At 66.3% G+C, this 14320-nt stretch carries 13 protein-coding genes; all 13 read right to left on the minus strand.

The features are described 5' to 3' along the window. Genes Q8T13_15075 through Q8T13_15135 form a run of 13 tightly spaced genes read right to left on the minus strand, consistent with a single transcriptional unit; the run spans position 1 to position 14314 of the window. Entirely contained in the window at positions 1 to 1353 is a 1353-nt protein-coding gene (locus Q8T13_15075) for a DUF362 domain-containing protein (GenBank protein MDP3719084.1), read from the minus strand. Beyond that, on the minus strand, positions 1346 to 2434 hold the full coding sequence (locus Q8T13_15080) for a glycosyltransferase family 4 protein (protein MDP3719085.1): 1089 nt from the start codon (positions 2432 to 2434) through the stop codon (positions 1346 to 1348). Before Q8T13_15080 ends, Q8T13_15075 begins: the two co-directional genes overlap by 8 nt. Continuing rightward, entirely contained in the window at positions 2431 to 3750 is a 1320-nt protein-coding gene (locus Q8T13_15085) for a DUF362 domain-containing protein (GenBank protein MDP3719086.1), read from the minus strand. Before Q8T13_15085 ends, Q8T13_15080 begins: the two co-directional genes overlap by 4 nt. Before the next feature lie 58 nt (positions 3751 to 3808). Further along, the gene (locus Q8T13_15090) at positions 3809 to 4960 is read right to left on the minus strand and encodes a sugar-transfer associated ATP-grasp domain-containing protein (GenBank protein ID MDP3719087.1); all 1152 of its coding nucleotides are present in this window, start codon (positions 4958 to 4960) and stop codon (positions 3809 to 3811) included. Then, positions 4957 to 6018, minus strand: a complete 1062-nt coding sequence (locus Q8T13_15095; protein MDP3719088.1) for a methyltransferase domain-containing protein — start codon at positions 6016 to 6018, stop codon at positions 4957 to 4959. Before Q8T13_15095 ends, Q8T13_15090 begins: the two co-directional genes overlap by 4 nt. Then, a complete protein-coding gene (locus Q8T13_15100) occupies positions 6015 to 7247 on the minus strand; it encodes a glycosyltransferase family 4 protein (protein MDP3719089.1) in 1233 nt (410 codons plus the stop codon). The genes Q8T13_15095 and Q8T13_15100 overlap by 4 nt, the downstream gene beginning before the upstream one ends. Beyond that, complete coding sequence (locus tag Q8T13_15105; GenBank protein ID MDP3719090.1) at positions 7244 to 8143, minus strand: glycosyltransferase family A protein; 900 nt, start codon at positions 8141 to 8143, stop codon at positions 7244 to 7246. The genes Q8T13_15100 and Q8T13_15105 overlap by 4 nt, the downstream gene beginning before the upstream one ends. Beyond that, entirely contained in the window at positions 8140 to 9174 is a 1035-nt protein-coding gene (locus Q8T13_15110) for a hypothetical protein (GenBank protein MDP3719091.1), read from the minus strand. Before Q8T13_15110 ends, Q8T13_15105 begins: the two co-directional genes overlap by 4 nt. Positions 9175 to 9178: 4 nt before the next feature. Next, complete coding sequence (locus tag Q8T13_15115; GenBank protein MDP3719092.1) at positions 9179 to 9514, minus strand: hypothetical protein; 336 nt, start codon at positions 9512 to 9514, stop codon at positions 9179 to 9181. Between the two features lie 9 nt (positions 9515 to 9523). Next, entirely contained in the window at positions 9524 to 11365 is a 1842-nt protein-coding gene (locus Q8T13_15120; GenBank protein MDP3719093.1) for a carbamoyltransferase, read from the minus strand. After that, the gene (locus Q8T13_15125) at positions 11362 to 12294 is read right to left on the minus strand and encodes a glycosyltransferase family 2 protein (protein MDP3719094.1); all 933 of its coding nucleotides are present in this window, start codon (positions 12292 to 12294) and stop codon (positions 11362 to 11364) included. Before Q8T13_15125 ends, Q8T13_15120 begins: the two co-directional genes overlap by 4 nt. A gap of 4 nt (positions 12295 to 12298) precedes the next feature. Continuing rightward, the gene (locus Q8T13_15130; protein MDP3719095.1) at positions 12299 to 13510 is read right to left on the minus strand and encodes a glycosyltransferase; all 1212 of its coding nucleotides are present in this window, start codon (positions 13508 to 13510) and stop codon (positions 12299 to 12301) included. A gap of 3 nt (positions 13511 to 13513) precedes the next feature. Beyond that, the gene (locus Q8T13_15135; protein MDP3719096.1) at positions 13514 to 14314 is read right to left on the minus strand and encodes an FkbM family methyltransferase; all 801 of its coding nucleotides are present in this window, start codon (positions 14312 to 14314) and stop codon (positions 13514 to 13516) included. Positions 14315 to 14320 lie beyond the last annotated feature (6 nt).

The following is a 14320-nucleotide window of genomic DNA, read 5'->3' on the forward strand; positions in this document are numbered from 1 at the left end:
TCAGGTCGACGTCGCCGTGCGACCGGGCCGTTCGATCTGTCCAATCCAGCCAGGTGGCGGGGCGAACTGGAAATTGACGCCCATCTCGAATAGCGGGCACGGCCGCCCGTCGATCGTGACCACCAGGTCGTTCAACGTGAACCGTCCCCACTCGACGCCGCGGTACTGGCGGCGCTCGGCCAGCACTGGGATCTTGTCAGGATCGAAGCCCATTGCCCAGCTGAGGACGGTGTCAATCGCGAACGGGTCGTCGCCACAAACCAGGACATCGGTGTCGCGAGCCACCGCCTTCAAGGGGCCATCACCCTCGCCGCTGATGAGCCCGTCGACAATGCAGAAGTACTCGCGCTGCGGCGTCGGGTGGAGGCGGCCGTCACGGCCGACCCGCTGGATGACCAGGTTCAAGTCGTAGATCATTCGCCACAGTGTCTGGTTGCCGTACCAGCTCCCGCCGACGACGTAGAAATCCGCCGGCGATGTCCGGCTGCGGTCCCGTCTCCGCAAAGCGTTGTTGATGGCCTTGACCGCCTGCCATCCCGGCCGCAGCCAGCGGTGGGCAAGCGTGCCGCGCACCATCTCGTGAACGTTGTTCTGCACCCAGTACAACCACCGGCCCTCGTCGCTGTACTCATCGCCCCCCCAGCGCGGCGAGCCACGCCGGAAATGCGGCAAGTAGGACTTGTCGCCGTTGATGCCGACGAGGTTCTTGAGCGCACCAGTCACGCCGGATTTCGAGTGGGCCTTCCACTTCGGCAGGTTGATGACCAGGTCGGCGTCAAGCACGGTCTGGCTCACGAGGTAGCGGTGATCGCCAGGCCGGTGGCAATTGCGGGTCGTCGCCGGGTCGTGGTCATGAATCGAGAATCGATCGGCCTGGTCGGCAATGGGCTCGAGGTGACTTTCGCCCTGCAGTTCGACCTCCCGGTACCCCACCGGGTCACCGTGGGGCGCGTCCAGGTCCAGCACCAGCACGTCGTCCACAGTCCGGTAGACATCCTTGCGCAGGTCCCGAAACTCGACTTGCCCCGGGAAGGCCGCCACGAGCGTCTCCATCACGGCTGAGAGACCCGACTGCCGGCACATCAGTGGCCAGTCGGCCCTCTGCTCGAGGCAGTCGCCAACGGTAATCCGCTCAGCCGCCGGGAACAGCGCCACGCACGCCCGCACCGTGGCGTCGATGACCCGGGCGTCCGTCACCAGCGCCGCAATCGGATACGCCGGCTCGGTTTCGTGCATCACCCAGTTGGGCTTGATGACGATGCGCCGTGGCTCGACGCGGGCGGCGAGTCGCCGCAGTTCATCACCGACGATCTCGGGCAGCCGTGACGCGGCCTGGCCATACCAGCTAACCATGCCGGCTCGGCTCGTGACGCGCGCCCGTGGTCAGGATTTCGTTGAAGCAGTTATGCATCCGGTCGGCCCAGGCGTCCGCCGAAAAGGCCGCCGCCAAACTGCGGCTGCGTGCACCCATCGTTCGGAAGGCATAGTGGTGCTCGTGCATCCACTTCATTGCGTCCGCGAGCGCGGTGACGTTCCCGGCCGGCACCAGGAGCCCGTTGTGGTACAGGTGCAATAGATCATCCGCCGCGCCACAGCGATCAGAACAGATCAAAGGCAGCCCCGTGGCTGCGGCCTCGGCAATTGCCACGCCCCAGGGCTCTTCCAGGCTCGGCATCACGAACACGCCACGTTCTGAAAACACCGTCGGCAATGCGCTGGGCAGCACGTAACCAAGGTCTTGCACACCCTCATGCCCACGCAACCGGGCCGCGTCGGGACCAGTACCACAACAATCGAGCGGCCAAGGATCGGCGACAGCTGACCGGTATTGGCGGTACGCGTCCATGAGAACGCCGAGGCCCTTCTCCCTCACGTAGCGACCGGCAAACAAGAACCGCTTGGGCCACTCGGGAGCCCCGTCCAGGCGGCTTGATCCAAGCGCGCCGAAGCGCTTGAAGTCAAACCCGTACAGGCCCGGCAGAATCTGGTCGGGGCGCGCGCCGAGCCGGCGGGCGAATTCCCGGGTCCGCGGGCCGGCCACCACGACTCTCTCCATTCTCTCGACAAGCCCCCTGAGCCGAACCTGGTTAAGGCGTTGGCGCCACGACCCGCTCCACGGCGTGTCCATGCCGAGCAGGAACTTCGCGGCCTGAAGGTCCTTGCGAAGCAGGAGTTTCCGGTAAGGCGCGTAAAACCAACCACACAAGACGACGATATCGGGCTTTCGGTCCGCGACCATCTGCCCGATCGCGTCGTTCGGCTGGCTGGCCTGCAGCTTGTCGTTCGGAATGCCGTTGAGCAGGTTCTCCTGATACGGCAGGTCGTTGTAATCCAGGTGGATGACGTAGAGCTCCACTGCGTCCCGACGCTGAAGGGCGTGCAAGCAGGACGCCATGTACCCCTGCATGCCCGACCAGCAGAACACGACCTTCATGCCCGCGCCAGACTTCGGTCGCCTACCACGGGGCGCTCAATATGACCAACCCAACCCGGCGGCGGCACGAATCCGTGATTGACGTCAAAGGCCGTCAACGACGCGGTTCGGCCGTCCAGAGTTACCGGCAAGGTGTCCAAGTCGAAGCGGCCCCACTCAGGACCAAGGTACCGGCGACGCTCGGCGACAATCGATAATCGTCCGGGGTCGTACCCCATGAACCAGGCCAGCGCCGCATCGATCGCAAACGGATCACGGCCGAATGCCAGCCAATCGAGCGGTCGCGGCGTCGGCGACAGCGGACCGTCACCTTCCCCGCAGATCAGGCCATCGACCACGCAGAAATAGTGACGCTGCGGACGGTCCCGGAGCACGCCGTCCGCATCGACCAACTGGATGATCATGTTGAGGTCGTAGATCATGCGCCAGATCGTTTGGTTCCCGTACCACGCCCCGCCGCCGACGTAGAAATCGCCGGCGGGATCGCTCTCTCGTCGCAGTACTACAGACCGCAGCGTTTTGATCGCGAGCCAGATCGGTCGCAGGAGCTTATAGGCCCACCAGCAGTACGCGCGCGTGAAGTCACGGAGGGCGCTCTGCGTCCAGTACAGCCAGCGGCTGCTGTCCCAATACTCATCGCCGCCCCAGCGGGGGGCGCCCTTGCGGAAGTGAGGCAGGTACGCTTTGTCGCCGTTGATGCCCACCAGGTTCTTCAAGGCACCGGTCAGCCCGGACTTGGAATGTGTCTTCCACTTCGGCAGGTTGATGATCAAGTCGGCGTCGAGAAACGACTGGCTCACGAAATAGCGGTGGTCCCCGGGGCGGTGGTTGGCCTGGGTCGCTTCCCGGTCGTGGTCGTGGATCGAGAACCGCGCCGACTCCCCCGCGATCTCTTCGAAGTGACTGACCGCCCCCAGCCGGACTTCGCGGTAGCCAAGCGGATCGCCATGCGGCGCACCCGACTGCGGCACCAGACGGCCATCCGCATAGGTATACACGTCACGCCGCAGGTCGCGAAACTCGACGCGGCCGGGGTAGCGGACCTGGAGCTCAGCCACCACCGGCTCGAGACCTGATTGGCGCAGCAACAGGGGCCAGTCGGCCCGTTGCAGCGGGCAATCGCCCACCGTGATCAGGGTCGATTCGGGAAACAATTCCGCTGCGGCCCGCACGGTCGCGGCAATGACCCGCGCGTCGGTGACCAACGCCGAAATTGGATGACTGGCGGCAGAGGAATGAAGCACCCAATTGGGTTTGATGACGATGTGGCGCGGCCTCAGGTGGCCGACCTGGCGCCGCATCTCGTCGCGGATCAAAGCCTCGATCCGATCGCTCGCGTGACTGAAGCAGGTCACCGTCAACGGGTTTCGCGCCTCATTGGTTCCAGCCGAGCCGCCGGCGCTCAGCCACGAGGGCCAGGACCTCGTCGGTCTTGTCGCCGAACAGGGAACTGCCCTTCAGGAACTGATGCGGTTCGACGCCCTGGCCAAACGTGTTCGCCTCGACCAGGCACGGCAAGCCGTTGTCCAGCAGGGCAATATCGCAGGACACCACGTCGAAGTAGGTCAGGCGCGAATGGACGCGGACGGCCAGGTCGCAAATGGCGTCGAACTCCGGGAGCATCTGGTCGGCAAACGACTCGCCGGTAATCGGATGGCGGTCGTAGCGCCGGAACAGCACGTCGCAGGCAAAGGGCGTCAACCGCGCATCCCCCAGGTCGACGCCGCACAACAGCCCGCCGGCATGACCATTATCGACGTGACTGCCGTTGCCCATGCGGAAGGTCGCCGCGATCGGGGACACGGCGCCCCGCAACCGCAACGTGATCATCCGGATGGTATTCAACGACGGCGGGTGAAACGCGGCCATGAACGGAGACTGATGAACGACTCGCTGGACCAGGAAATCCTGGACGTAGATCCGTTCTACATCGGCCAGCGAGAGCAACGTGGCGCCAATCCTGAACCCGTCGCGCGAACCATCGAACTGCGCCACGTTGTGCCCGCTGCCCGTGCCGGAAATCGACGGCTTGATGATGTACCGCTGAGGACCAGTACCGAAAAGTTCGGTTGCCGCCTCGCGCGCCACGGGCCGGTAGTCGCTGTCAAAGTAGTGACCGTAGATATTCCGCAGCACCGTGGCCGGCCGCTGGACGTCCGGAAACAGCCGATCTAACTGGTTCTTGTCGTGGTAGGCCGGCGCGACATCGCGGCGGCATAACATCGGCTCCAGGTGCAGCCGGAACACTTCTTCGGGAATGTAGCGGGGATCCACCCGTCCGGTGAGCGCCTTGAACAGCCGGAACCACGATGCGCTGGCATAGTCGATGCCGTAAGCCGACCAATACTCGCGAATTCGCTGCCGTTCATTCAGCGTGAGTCGCCCGGCGTTATCCGGGTCGACGTGCCGCAGCAAGCCACGCAGCCGGCCCTGATATTCCCACCGGTAGCGCCAGCGCTCGGCCCTGCCAAGGCCCCGGCGAACCAGCGTGGGTTGAAACGGACTTGGGAGTTCAGAAGGCTTCATGGCCGGGTGCCGTGACGCGCGACCGACTCAACGAATACGCTGTCAGCGACATGAACCAGTATCGGCCAGCGCCGGCTCGCGGACTTCATACGCTGGGAGGCTTGAATGACCAAGCGCAGGCCTGGTGGCATCAGCGACACGTCGGCCAGCTGCAAACCGATCGCGAAATAGCAGTCGGCGTCAAATCGGGTGACGCCCACGTGGGACCCGAACAGCTGCCGCAACTCTGGCAGCGTCCAGTAGCGCACCTCGAAACCTGACCCCTCGCGAAACCGACGCCGCGCCTGATGGTAGAGGCAGCGAACGCCGAACCGGGTCGGCATCTGGACCTTGGCGGTGCCGCCCGGTTTCAGCACTCGACCGAGCTCGCGCACGGCCTTCCCAGCATCCGCTCTCGACAAGTGCTGAATCACGCTGTACGAGTAGGTGACGTCGAACAGCCGCGGCGCAAACGGCAGATGGCGCGCATCCCCGACGACGTAGCGGTTCGACGCGCCCACCTGACGCGCGACCCTGCGCGCTGCCATTACCGCGCCAAGCGAAGGGTCGAGGCCCACGACGGCATACCCCTTCGCGTGAGCGGCGAGAGACCAGCGCCCCCAACTGCACCCCACGTCCAGCAGCGAGCGGCCGTCGCCAGAGGGCAGGGGGATGTCTGGAATCGGGTAGCGGTCGAGCGCGCCGATCAGGTGCCGGTACATCAGTCCATTGGTCGCCGCCACGAGGTATGCCACCACGGGGTCGACCGGGCCGCCGCGGCGAGCCAGGGCGACGATGCCCTCTTTCTCTGCGTCGCTGACGCCGAGCGACTCCAGGTGCAACTCCGGGGCCCGCGCGTCCACGCCTTCGCCGCGAGCGCGGCGCAGCGAACTCTCCGTCCCAGCCATCGTCGCCGGCACTGACTCCAGCAGCATGACCGGCACACCGTCGACAATCGGGAACCGGTGCCCGGTTGGGCATTCGAACGCGCCGGTCGCCAGTTGCAGGGCACCGCGGTCCGCCGGGCACACTAGATGCTCGAGAAACCAGGGATCGATCGGCTCGGCCGCACCCGTCATGCTGACTCCAGCGACAGGAGACCGGCTGACAGCGCCTCGATGCCTGACTGCGTCGCGACCCCGGAGTGGCGCGAGAATTCCGCGAGGAGCGCCGGCGTCCCGGCCACGCGCCGCAAGGTGGCCGCGATCGCGCCAGCCGACACCTCGGGCAGCAGCAGGCCATTCACGCCGTCCTCGACCACGCGGCCACAGTGCCGAGACGCGATGATCGGCAGCCGCCACGCCTGCGCCTCGACCTGCGCCATGCCGAAGCCGTCAGATAGCGATGGAAACACGAGCACATCGGACTCGCGGTAGTGACGCATCACCTCGCTGCGAGACACGGCACCGACCCAGCGAATAGCCGGGTGCTTGGCAAACCGCCATGGCACGACCATTGAGATGGCCCCGACCAGGTGCAATTCGACGGGCACATCAGTCATCTGCTCGACGGCTTCGAGCAGCGCGGGCACACCCTTCGCGACGGCCGCGTGGCCCACGAAGAGCACCCGCAGCGGTCTGGCCGGCGTGAAGGCGTCGGGGTACTGGTGGGCGGCCACCGGCCCGGTCTCCTCCGGTTCGTAGACGAGCCGGAGCACCCGCAGCTTCTCCGCAGGAATGCCCGCGCGCGTCAGCGCCTCGCGCGACCAGGGGGAGTTCACGATGATCCGATCGGCCAGCGCGCACTCCTCGCGCCACGAGTCGAAGTACGCCGCGGGCGGCGCCTCGGGGGCGGCGCCGTACTCCGTCCATTCATCCGACGCCAGACGAGCGACGCGAAAGTGCTCTTCGCCCGGGTCGATCTGCCCCAGCACTGTCGTCCAGCCGCGCGTCTTTGCGTGCGCGAACACTTCGCGCGCGGAATAGCTGTGGGCAAACACCGTGGTCATCTCGCCGCCGGCCACATCGTTGAGCACGCGTGCCGCGCGGCGCCCGAACCACCGGTTTCGATCCATCGGGCTTTTCCAGCCTGTGCCGCGTCCGGCCCGCAAGAAGGCCTCGCGCGCCACCGCCGACAGGGTGAAATCGCGAACGTCGGTGTCCGTCAGGTCGGGATGAAATCGCTCTGACAGGCGCCGCGGCAGGTCTCCCGGCATCCGTGACCAGAGGCTGCCCGGCCTGACCCAGGCGTCGGTGACGAGAAGGCCGAGCCGGCCCCGTCGATGCAGCGCCCGCGGCACCGCGTAGTGCTCACGCGCGCCGAGATGGCAGCACAGCCACCGGGCACCTCCTTCTTGAAATGTCGTCACGCGTCAGCCGGCCACCGGCGGAGGCGCGACAGCGGCTGCGGCCCCTTCGCCAGGGCGCGCCACAACCGGTAGGTCCACGCAGGCACCGGCTCGCGGGGCACCGAGGCGAACAGCCGAATGCCGGTGAGCACGCCGGCGATGCGCGTCCTCAGCCGACCGGGGTTCCACGTGTGCGCGAGGCACCGCAGCACCACCACCGGCAGGTGGATCAGCACGAGCGGCGCCGGAACGTTCTGCCAGGCGAACAGGACGGCGTTGCGTACCCCGTAGAAATCCATCCGCTGAAAGTCCCGCTTCGGCGACTCGGCGTGATGAATGGGCGCGGCGTTACCGAGCCGCACCACATAGCCAGCGGCGAGCAGGCGGATGCAGAAGTCGCCCTCTTCGCCCTGATGAAACAGGTGCTCGCGGTAGCCACCCAGCCGAACAAACACGTCGCGGCGGACGGCGTACGCCGTGCCCTTGTACCGGTCAGTCACGTAGACCGTCTGCGCATCCGGCGCCGCTTGGCAGACGCGCGGGTCCGTGTGAATGTCGATGTAGGGAATGGCCACGGCGGCGATACGCTCGGAAGCAAAATCGCCCAGCGCCTGCCGGACAACGTCGGGCGTCGAGAACGCCGCATCGTCGTCGATCGAACACACGATGGCGCCCGTGGCGAGGCGGGCGCCTTCATTGCGCCGGACGATGTAGCCGAGGGAGTCGTCGTGGCGAACGAGACGGACACCAGGGAATTCGGCCGTGACCATCTCGGGCGTGCCGTCGGACGACCCGTCGTCGATGACGAGCACCTCTGGGGTGGCGGTCTGCTCGACGGCCGAGCGCAATGCCGCTCGCAACTCGTCGCGGCGGTTCTTCGTGGTGATGACCACGCTGGCCGTCAGCGTGTCGCTCACGGGCGCGTCTCCGGCACGGCCGGCAGCAGCCGCAGCCGCGTCAGCTCAGCCTCCAGCGCATCGGCCAACACGAGATGGCCGTACGCGGAGAAATGCATGTCGAACGGATCCTGAAAGCAGCGAACGCCATCCGCGCCCACACGTGTGAAATACGGCAGCAGGTCGATCGCATCAATCCGGGGAGGGTCGGCCAGCGACAAGAACCGATCCCAGTAGTTTCGCGCCATGCGGAATTGCACGTAGCTCGCATAGAAGGTCGGCGCCAGCACGACAGGCCGACTCCCGGCCAGTTGGTGAAGCCGATGAACGAGGGCGGCCATGAGCCGCCATTCGGGACTGCCCGGGTCTCGGTACTCGGGAAACGGCTCCCATGGCACCATCGCATACAAGGCGGCCTTGAATGGCGTGGCCCCTGGCAGCCGGGAGAGGATGCCCTTGAGCCGCGTGCTGGCGGTGGCGGGACTGTCGGTCCCTGCTCCGCCATCGGGGCCAGGTGCGGCAGCCGGTTGACCGGGCGTGACCGGCCGGAGCACCAACTGGCCATCCACAAACTCGAAGCGGGGCTTGGCGCGTCGTACGGCCTGGCCGGTACGCGGGTCGACTGCCTCGCGCCACTCGACCATGTTGCGGCGGATGTTCTGGAGAAACGGGAGCAGCAGCACGAGGTCGTGCTCATACCGCAGCCCGACATGCTCGTAGAGCAGCACTTGCTGATCGGTACCCGACCCTTCGAGCGCGAGGTTGATGACCTCCAGGTTGGGAATGCGCCGCTCGAGCAGTTCACTGAAGCGTTGGGCGTTGCTCAGAAACTGGCCGGCGGCCATCGAGTCGCCGCACACGATGAGGCGGCGCACCCCCGGGGGGCGCTCGAATGCGTAGTCTCGATCGCTGCGGATCCCGGCGCTGTTTACCGCCAGGTCGTAGTGGCCCCCGCCAGGCCGCGGCAGCGACATGCGGGTACCCGCGATGTAGCGGTAGCCGATCAGCGGATCGGGCTCCACGTAGGGCTTGGTGTCCAGCGTGGCCGTCATGCGGCTACCACAGCGTGTACACCTCGTCCGGGATGCCCCGCTCACGGTCCGCCGCGGGCGAGAACTTCCCCCCGGGCTGCGCGCGCCGCGGCTCCGTCAACTTCGACAGCGTGCGCACGAGCACACCACCGCCGCTGCCGCTCCCGCCATGCCCAAGCCCTTCGGCCACCGACGCTTCGGAGAAGTAGTCGGACGCGCCCGGCTGGGCTCCGCGCTGGATCCACAACGTGTCGGCGTCCGGTTCGTGAAGGCGCAGGGGATCGCGGCCGCGCAGCCAGTTGAGTCCCCACGCCAGAAGGAAGAAGGGATAGGCGACGACGAGAAGGAGGCGGGTGAACATGGTGTCGGGCTAGTCGAGCGCGAAGGCCGCCTGGTAGGCCTTGCGATCGGAAAGCTCCAGGCGCGCCTGCTCGCTCTTGAGCAGCAGCGCGTCCTCGAGCACGAGGGCGTCCATATCGGTGCCCATGAAGCAGCGGAACGCGTCCTGGGGCGTGCCGACAATCGGCTCGCCACGAATGTTGAAGCTGGTGTTGACGAGCATCGGGCAGCCAGCGCGCTCGTGAAACCGCTTGATCAGCCGGTAGTACCGGCCGTTGGCTGCGGGCGTCACCGTCTGCACCCGGGCTGAGTAATCCACGTGCGTGACCGCAGGCACCGTTGAGCGCGGGACGTTCAGTTTCTCGATGCCGGTGAACCCGCGCATGCGCTCGTCACTCCCGGCCGTTCGCTGTTGGGCCTGCACCGGCAGCACGAGGAGCATGTACGGGCTATCGGCATCCGCGGGCATTTCGAAATACTCCGCCGCGTGATCGCGCAGGACCGAGGGCGCAAACGGGCGGAAGCTCTCGCGGAACTTGATCTTCAGGTTCATCACCGACTGCATCTTGGTCGAGCGGGGGTCGCCCAGGATCGAACGCGCCCCGAGTGCCCGGGGACCAAACTCCATCCGGTCCTGCACCCAGCCCACGACCTTTTCGTCCAGCAGCAGGTCCGTCACGCGATCGAGCAAATCGTCTTCTCTTTCAATTACGTGGTACCTCGCACCCGCCGCATCGAGAGCGGCGCGCACCTCGGCGTTCGGGAACCGTGGGCCGAGCAGCGATCCATGGAGCACGTCCTCGCAACCGACGACTCGCGGCTCGGCGAGGACGTGATGCCAGATGAGTTGCGCAACACCGAGGGCGCCGCCCGCATCGCCGGCCGCCGGCTGGATCCAGATCCGCTCGAAGGGTCCTTCGCGCAGAATTCTGCCGTTGCCGACACAGTTGAGCGCCACGCCGCCCGCCATCACCAGGTTCTTCGACCCGGTCACCGCGTGCACCTGTCGGGCGCAGCGCAGCATCACCTCTTCGCACACGGCCTGCACCGACGCCGCTAGGTCCATCTCCCGTTGGGTCAGCGGCGACTCGGGATGACGCGGCGGACCACCAAACAGCTGGTGGAACTTCGGGCTCGTCATCGTCATGCCAGAGCAGTAGTTGAAGTAGCGCTGATCCATCCAGAACGACCCGTCGGGCCGTACGTGGATCAGATGTTCGAGGATCAGCTCCTTGAACCGCGGCTCCCCATAGGGCGCCAGCCCCATCACCTTGTATTCGCCGGAGTTCACGCGGAAGCCCGTGTAGTACGTGAACGCGCTATAGAGGAGCCCCAGCGAATGTGGGAACCGGATCTCGTGGGTCAACCGGAGCCGGTTGCCACGCCCGTGGCCGAGTGTCGTCGTCGACCACTCGCCAACGCCGTCCAGCGTCAGGATCGCCGCGTCGTCGAATGGCGACGGAAAGAACGCGCTCGCCGCGTGAGATTCGTGATGGTCGGCGAACACGTAGCGCCCGCGAAAGGCCTGCCCCAGCGCGTTGTCGATCTCGCGCGGCAGGTGCAGCTTGGACTTTAGCCAGAGCGGCATCGCCTTCAGGTAGGACCTGAACCCCCGCGGCCCGACCGCAGCGTAGGTCTCAGTCAGCCGGTCGAACTTCGCCAGCGGCTTGTCGTAAAAGCCAACAAAGTCCAGGTCGGCTGCCGCGATCCCCCCCTCGCGCAAGCAATACGCCAGGGCATTCGAGGGGAAATGATGGTCATGCTTGCGGCGCGTGAAACGTTCCTCCTGGGCGGCAGCCACGATGCGTCCATCCACCACCAGTGCGGCTGCCGAGTCATGATAGAAGGCCGAAATCCCGAGAATGGTGGTCATGAGTTGGCTACCGATGTTCCCGCGATGCCGTTGCGCCAGAGTGCGGACAGGGTCAGCGCCGGGAACCCCAAGAGGAATCGCCAGCGCCGCAACTGCAGGTGCCAGACAAAGGTCGCCCGGTACATCCGCCATGCGTCGCGGTGCCGACTCTCGCGCAGGCACTCGAGGATCACTGGGCGAACATGACGGGTCAGGATCCGACGGCGCTCGCGGGCGCGCGCGCGACCGCCGGGATAGCGCCCGGCCTGTTCCATCGTGACCGCGTACCGAGCGCCCGCGTGCGTGCGCTCGAGGCTGGCAATCGCGCTGCCGGCGTGCTCGCGATAACCGAACGTACAGGGCGCGCACACTTGAACGAATCCGCTCGCCAGCCCCAGGCGCATAGCGAGGTCCGCGTCCTCGCCGTTGATCCACTCATCGGTGAAGCCACCGGCGTCGGCGAGGGCATCGGCGCGAACGACGAAGGACGACACGCCCCACCACCGCCACTCCTCACCGGAGGCGTAGTAGTCATCGAACGTCAGGACAGCCGGCTCCAATTCGGCGACCTGGCGAAGCTCCTCGAGCGAGCGGAACAGGGCGGGTTTGCCGGCCACGAACGCCGGCTCGTGCGCCTCGCCGATCGCCCGCGCGTACACCTCGAGCGTCCAGGGGAACCAGACGTCATCGCTGTCCAGGAATGCCACGTAGCGGCCCTGCGCGTGCCGGATTCCGACGTTGCGTGCCGCACCAGGTCCCCGGTTCTGCTGCCGGCACACCCGAACGCGGTCGCCGTAGCGGGCGAGCACCGCCGGGGTGTCGTCCGTCGACCCGTCGTCCACGACCACCACGTCGTAGTCGACGAAACGCTGAGCGAAGACGGACGTGAGACAAGCGTCGAGCAACCGGGCCCGGTTGTGGGTGGGAATGACGACGGAAAAATACGACATGCGGTCAGGCCGCCACGCCAATCTTGGAGAACAACTCCTCGAAGCGGCGCCGCCACGTGTGGTCGCACAGGGCCCTGCGGTATCCCGCTTCGCGAAGTGCCTCCGCGGCAGGCGGGTGGGCCAGGTAGTAACGAACCTTGTCGGTGAGTTCCTCCGCCGCGCGATAGGTGTCGATCTCCCGACCGACGTCATAGAAGGCGGTGATTTCGTCGGAGTGTCCGGTCAGGTAGCAGGTCCGAGACATGGGTCCCTCGAAATCGCGAAGCCGGACATGGGGAACGAGGGACGACCCTGGCCGCCCGTCCGCCCAGACGTTGCTGAAGTTCAGCACGATTTCGTAGTTCGCGAAGGTGTCACATAAGGCCGCCGACCGGCCCCGCGCCGCCCCACTCAGTAGCGGCGAAAGGGCTGTCGTCTCGGAGCGGTAGCGCCACTGTAGGGCCATCCTCTCCAGCCCACGCGCGACTCCTCCGGATCGCATTTGAGCGGCGGCGACGCGCCAGTACGCCCGTGCCGAGCCCGCGCGCAATCGCTCGCGCCCCAGGTAGACGGCCGGCTCCTCCTCAGCCTCGGGCGCGGCAGTGGCCACTCCCCAGCCGGCCCCGTAGAGATCCAGTGGCAGACTGGACCGCACTAGCGAAGCCGCCAATCGATCTCGGTCCGCATAGCGCTGGCCAACAAAACAGGCACGGGGCTGCCGGGGGATACTGGGCACCGGATGGCACACCGCCGGGTCGGCCCCCATCTGCACCCACACGGGCCGGGCGCCCACGGCCAGGTACGACGCTCGGGCGTCGCGCTCGGCATGCCACGACACATCCACCTTCGCCGCAATCGCCGCCACGAGATCGAACTGGTAGATGCTGTTGCAGTAGAAGTTGACCGACGGGATGCCGAGCCGGCGCAATTCGTCGAACCCCGCGGGGTCGAAATGCGCGTTGTAGAAATAGCTCAGAAACAGGTGGACCGGACCGCTGAGCTGCGCTGCCCGCACTTCATCCAAGACCCGTTCGGTGGTCTCTGCCCGAGCTGCGAGTTCCTCGGCAGTGAAGCCGTCGGCGATTTCCATGAACTTGCTGGTAGGCGAGAGGTCGGTCTGCGATTCCACAATCTCGTGCCCCAGCTGGCGGAGGGCCGGATAGAAGTTCGCGCTCCAGAGCCCGCCGTAGAACCGGCGCGGGTCTACCGAGTGGCGAACGGCCGCAAAGATGCGCATCGACTAGGCCAGACCTCTGACGGCGAACAGGTCTGCGTATGGTTCGCGCACCCTCAGCCAGCTTACCTCGAAGCCGTAACTGGCCAGTTGGTCGACCAGCGCCTCACGCGATGCCATCCCGTGATGGGTCTCTACGAACAACGCGCATTGCCGGGGCAATACCGGCAACAGGTGCGGCACCAGCCGCCCCTCCTCGCCCTCGATATCGATCTTGATCAACAAGGCCGCCCCGGGGTCTCCCGATACAAACGCCGCGAAGTCCAGCATGGCCACCTCTATGCCGGCGACGTCGGATTCCCCGGTCCGGCCGGCGTTGCTCGCGGTGGCTGAAAAACGGCACGTGCCATTCCGCGTGGAGACCGCGGCGGCGTGTATCGCAACCTGGCTACCGGTCGAGAGGTTCCGGCGCAAAGGGCCAAGGTTCTCCGGATTCGGCTCGAATACGATCAGGGGCACCCGCGGATAGGTGGACCGGGCCAGCACCGAGAAGAACCCGACGTGCCCGCCGCAATCGAAGACGACCGCTGGCGTGAACGGCACGCGGCCCAGGTCGTACACCGACTCGACGAAGACTTCCTCGAACGACATCAGCTGGCCCAGGTCCGTGGCGCTGACCGTCACTGCCTGGCCGCGCAGCTGCGCCGGCCGCACCCGGATGGTGGGTAACCAACGGCCGACCGTACTTGAAGGATTGTCCCTGGCCCAGCCGAGGAGTGCCAGTGGCAGCCATTGCAGTGGCGAACGGCTGACTCCAACGAAGGCAGCCACGCGTCGGAACCGGCGGAGCAGGGAGAAGGGGGTCATGCGGGG

Source organism: Acidobacteriota bacterium, assembly GCA_030697165.1.
Taxonomy (GTDB): domain Bacteria; phylum Acidobacteriota; class Vicinamibacteria; order Vicinamibacterales; family UBA2999; genus 12-FULL-67-14b.

What these genes read in the sequence shown, in the direction of transcription:
- Q8T13_15075 (MDP3719084.1), bottom strand. Translation starts at nt 1,353, where the DNA reads ATGGTTAGCTGGTATGGCCAGGCCGCGTCACGGCTGCCCGAGATCGTC.
- Q8T13_15080 (MDP3719085.1), bottom strand. Translation starts at nt 2,434, where the DNA reads ATGAAGGTCGTGTTCTGCTGGTCGGGCATGCAGGGGTACATGGCGTCC.
- Q8T13_15090 (MDP3719087.1), bottom strand. Translation starts at nt 4,960, where the DNA reads ATGAAGCCTTCTGAACTCCCAAGTCCGTTTCAACCCACGCTGGTTCGC.
- Q8T13_15095 (MDP3719088.1), bottom strand. Translation starts at nt 6,018, where the DNA reads ATGACGGGTGCGGCCGAGCCGATCGATCCCTGGTTTCTCGAGCATCTA.
- Q8T13_15110 (MDP3719091.1), bottom strand. Translation starts at nt 9,174, where the DNA reads ATGACGGCCACGCTGGACACCAAGCCCTACGTGGAGCCCGATCCGCTG.
- Q8T13_15115 (MDP3719092.1), bottom strand. Translation starts at nt 9,514, where the DNA reads ATGTTCACCCGCCTCCTTCTCGTCGTCGCCTATCCCTTCTTCCTTCTG.
- Q8T13_15120 (MDP3719093.1), bottom strand. Translation starts at nt 11,365, where the DNA reads ATGACCACCATTCTCGGGATTTCGGCCTTCTATCATGACTCGGCAGCC.
- Q8T13_15125 (MDP3719094.1), bottom strand. Translation starts at nt 12,294, where the DNA reads ATGTCGTATTTTTCCGTCGTCATTCCCACCCACAACCGGGCCCGGTTG.
- Q8T13_15130 (MDP3719095.1), bottom strand. Translation starts at nt 13,510, where the DNA reads ATGCGCATCTTTGCGGCCGTTCGCCACTCGGTAGACCCGCGCCGGTTC.
- Q8T13_15135 (MDP3719096.1), bottom strand. Translation starts at nt 14,314, where the DNA reads ATGACCCCCTTCTCCCTGCTCCGCCGGTTCCGACGCGTGGCTGCCTTC.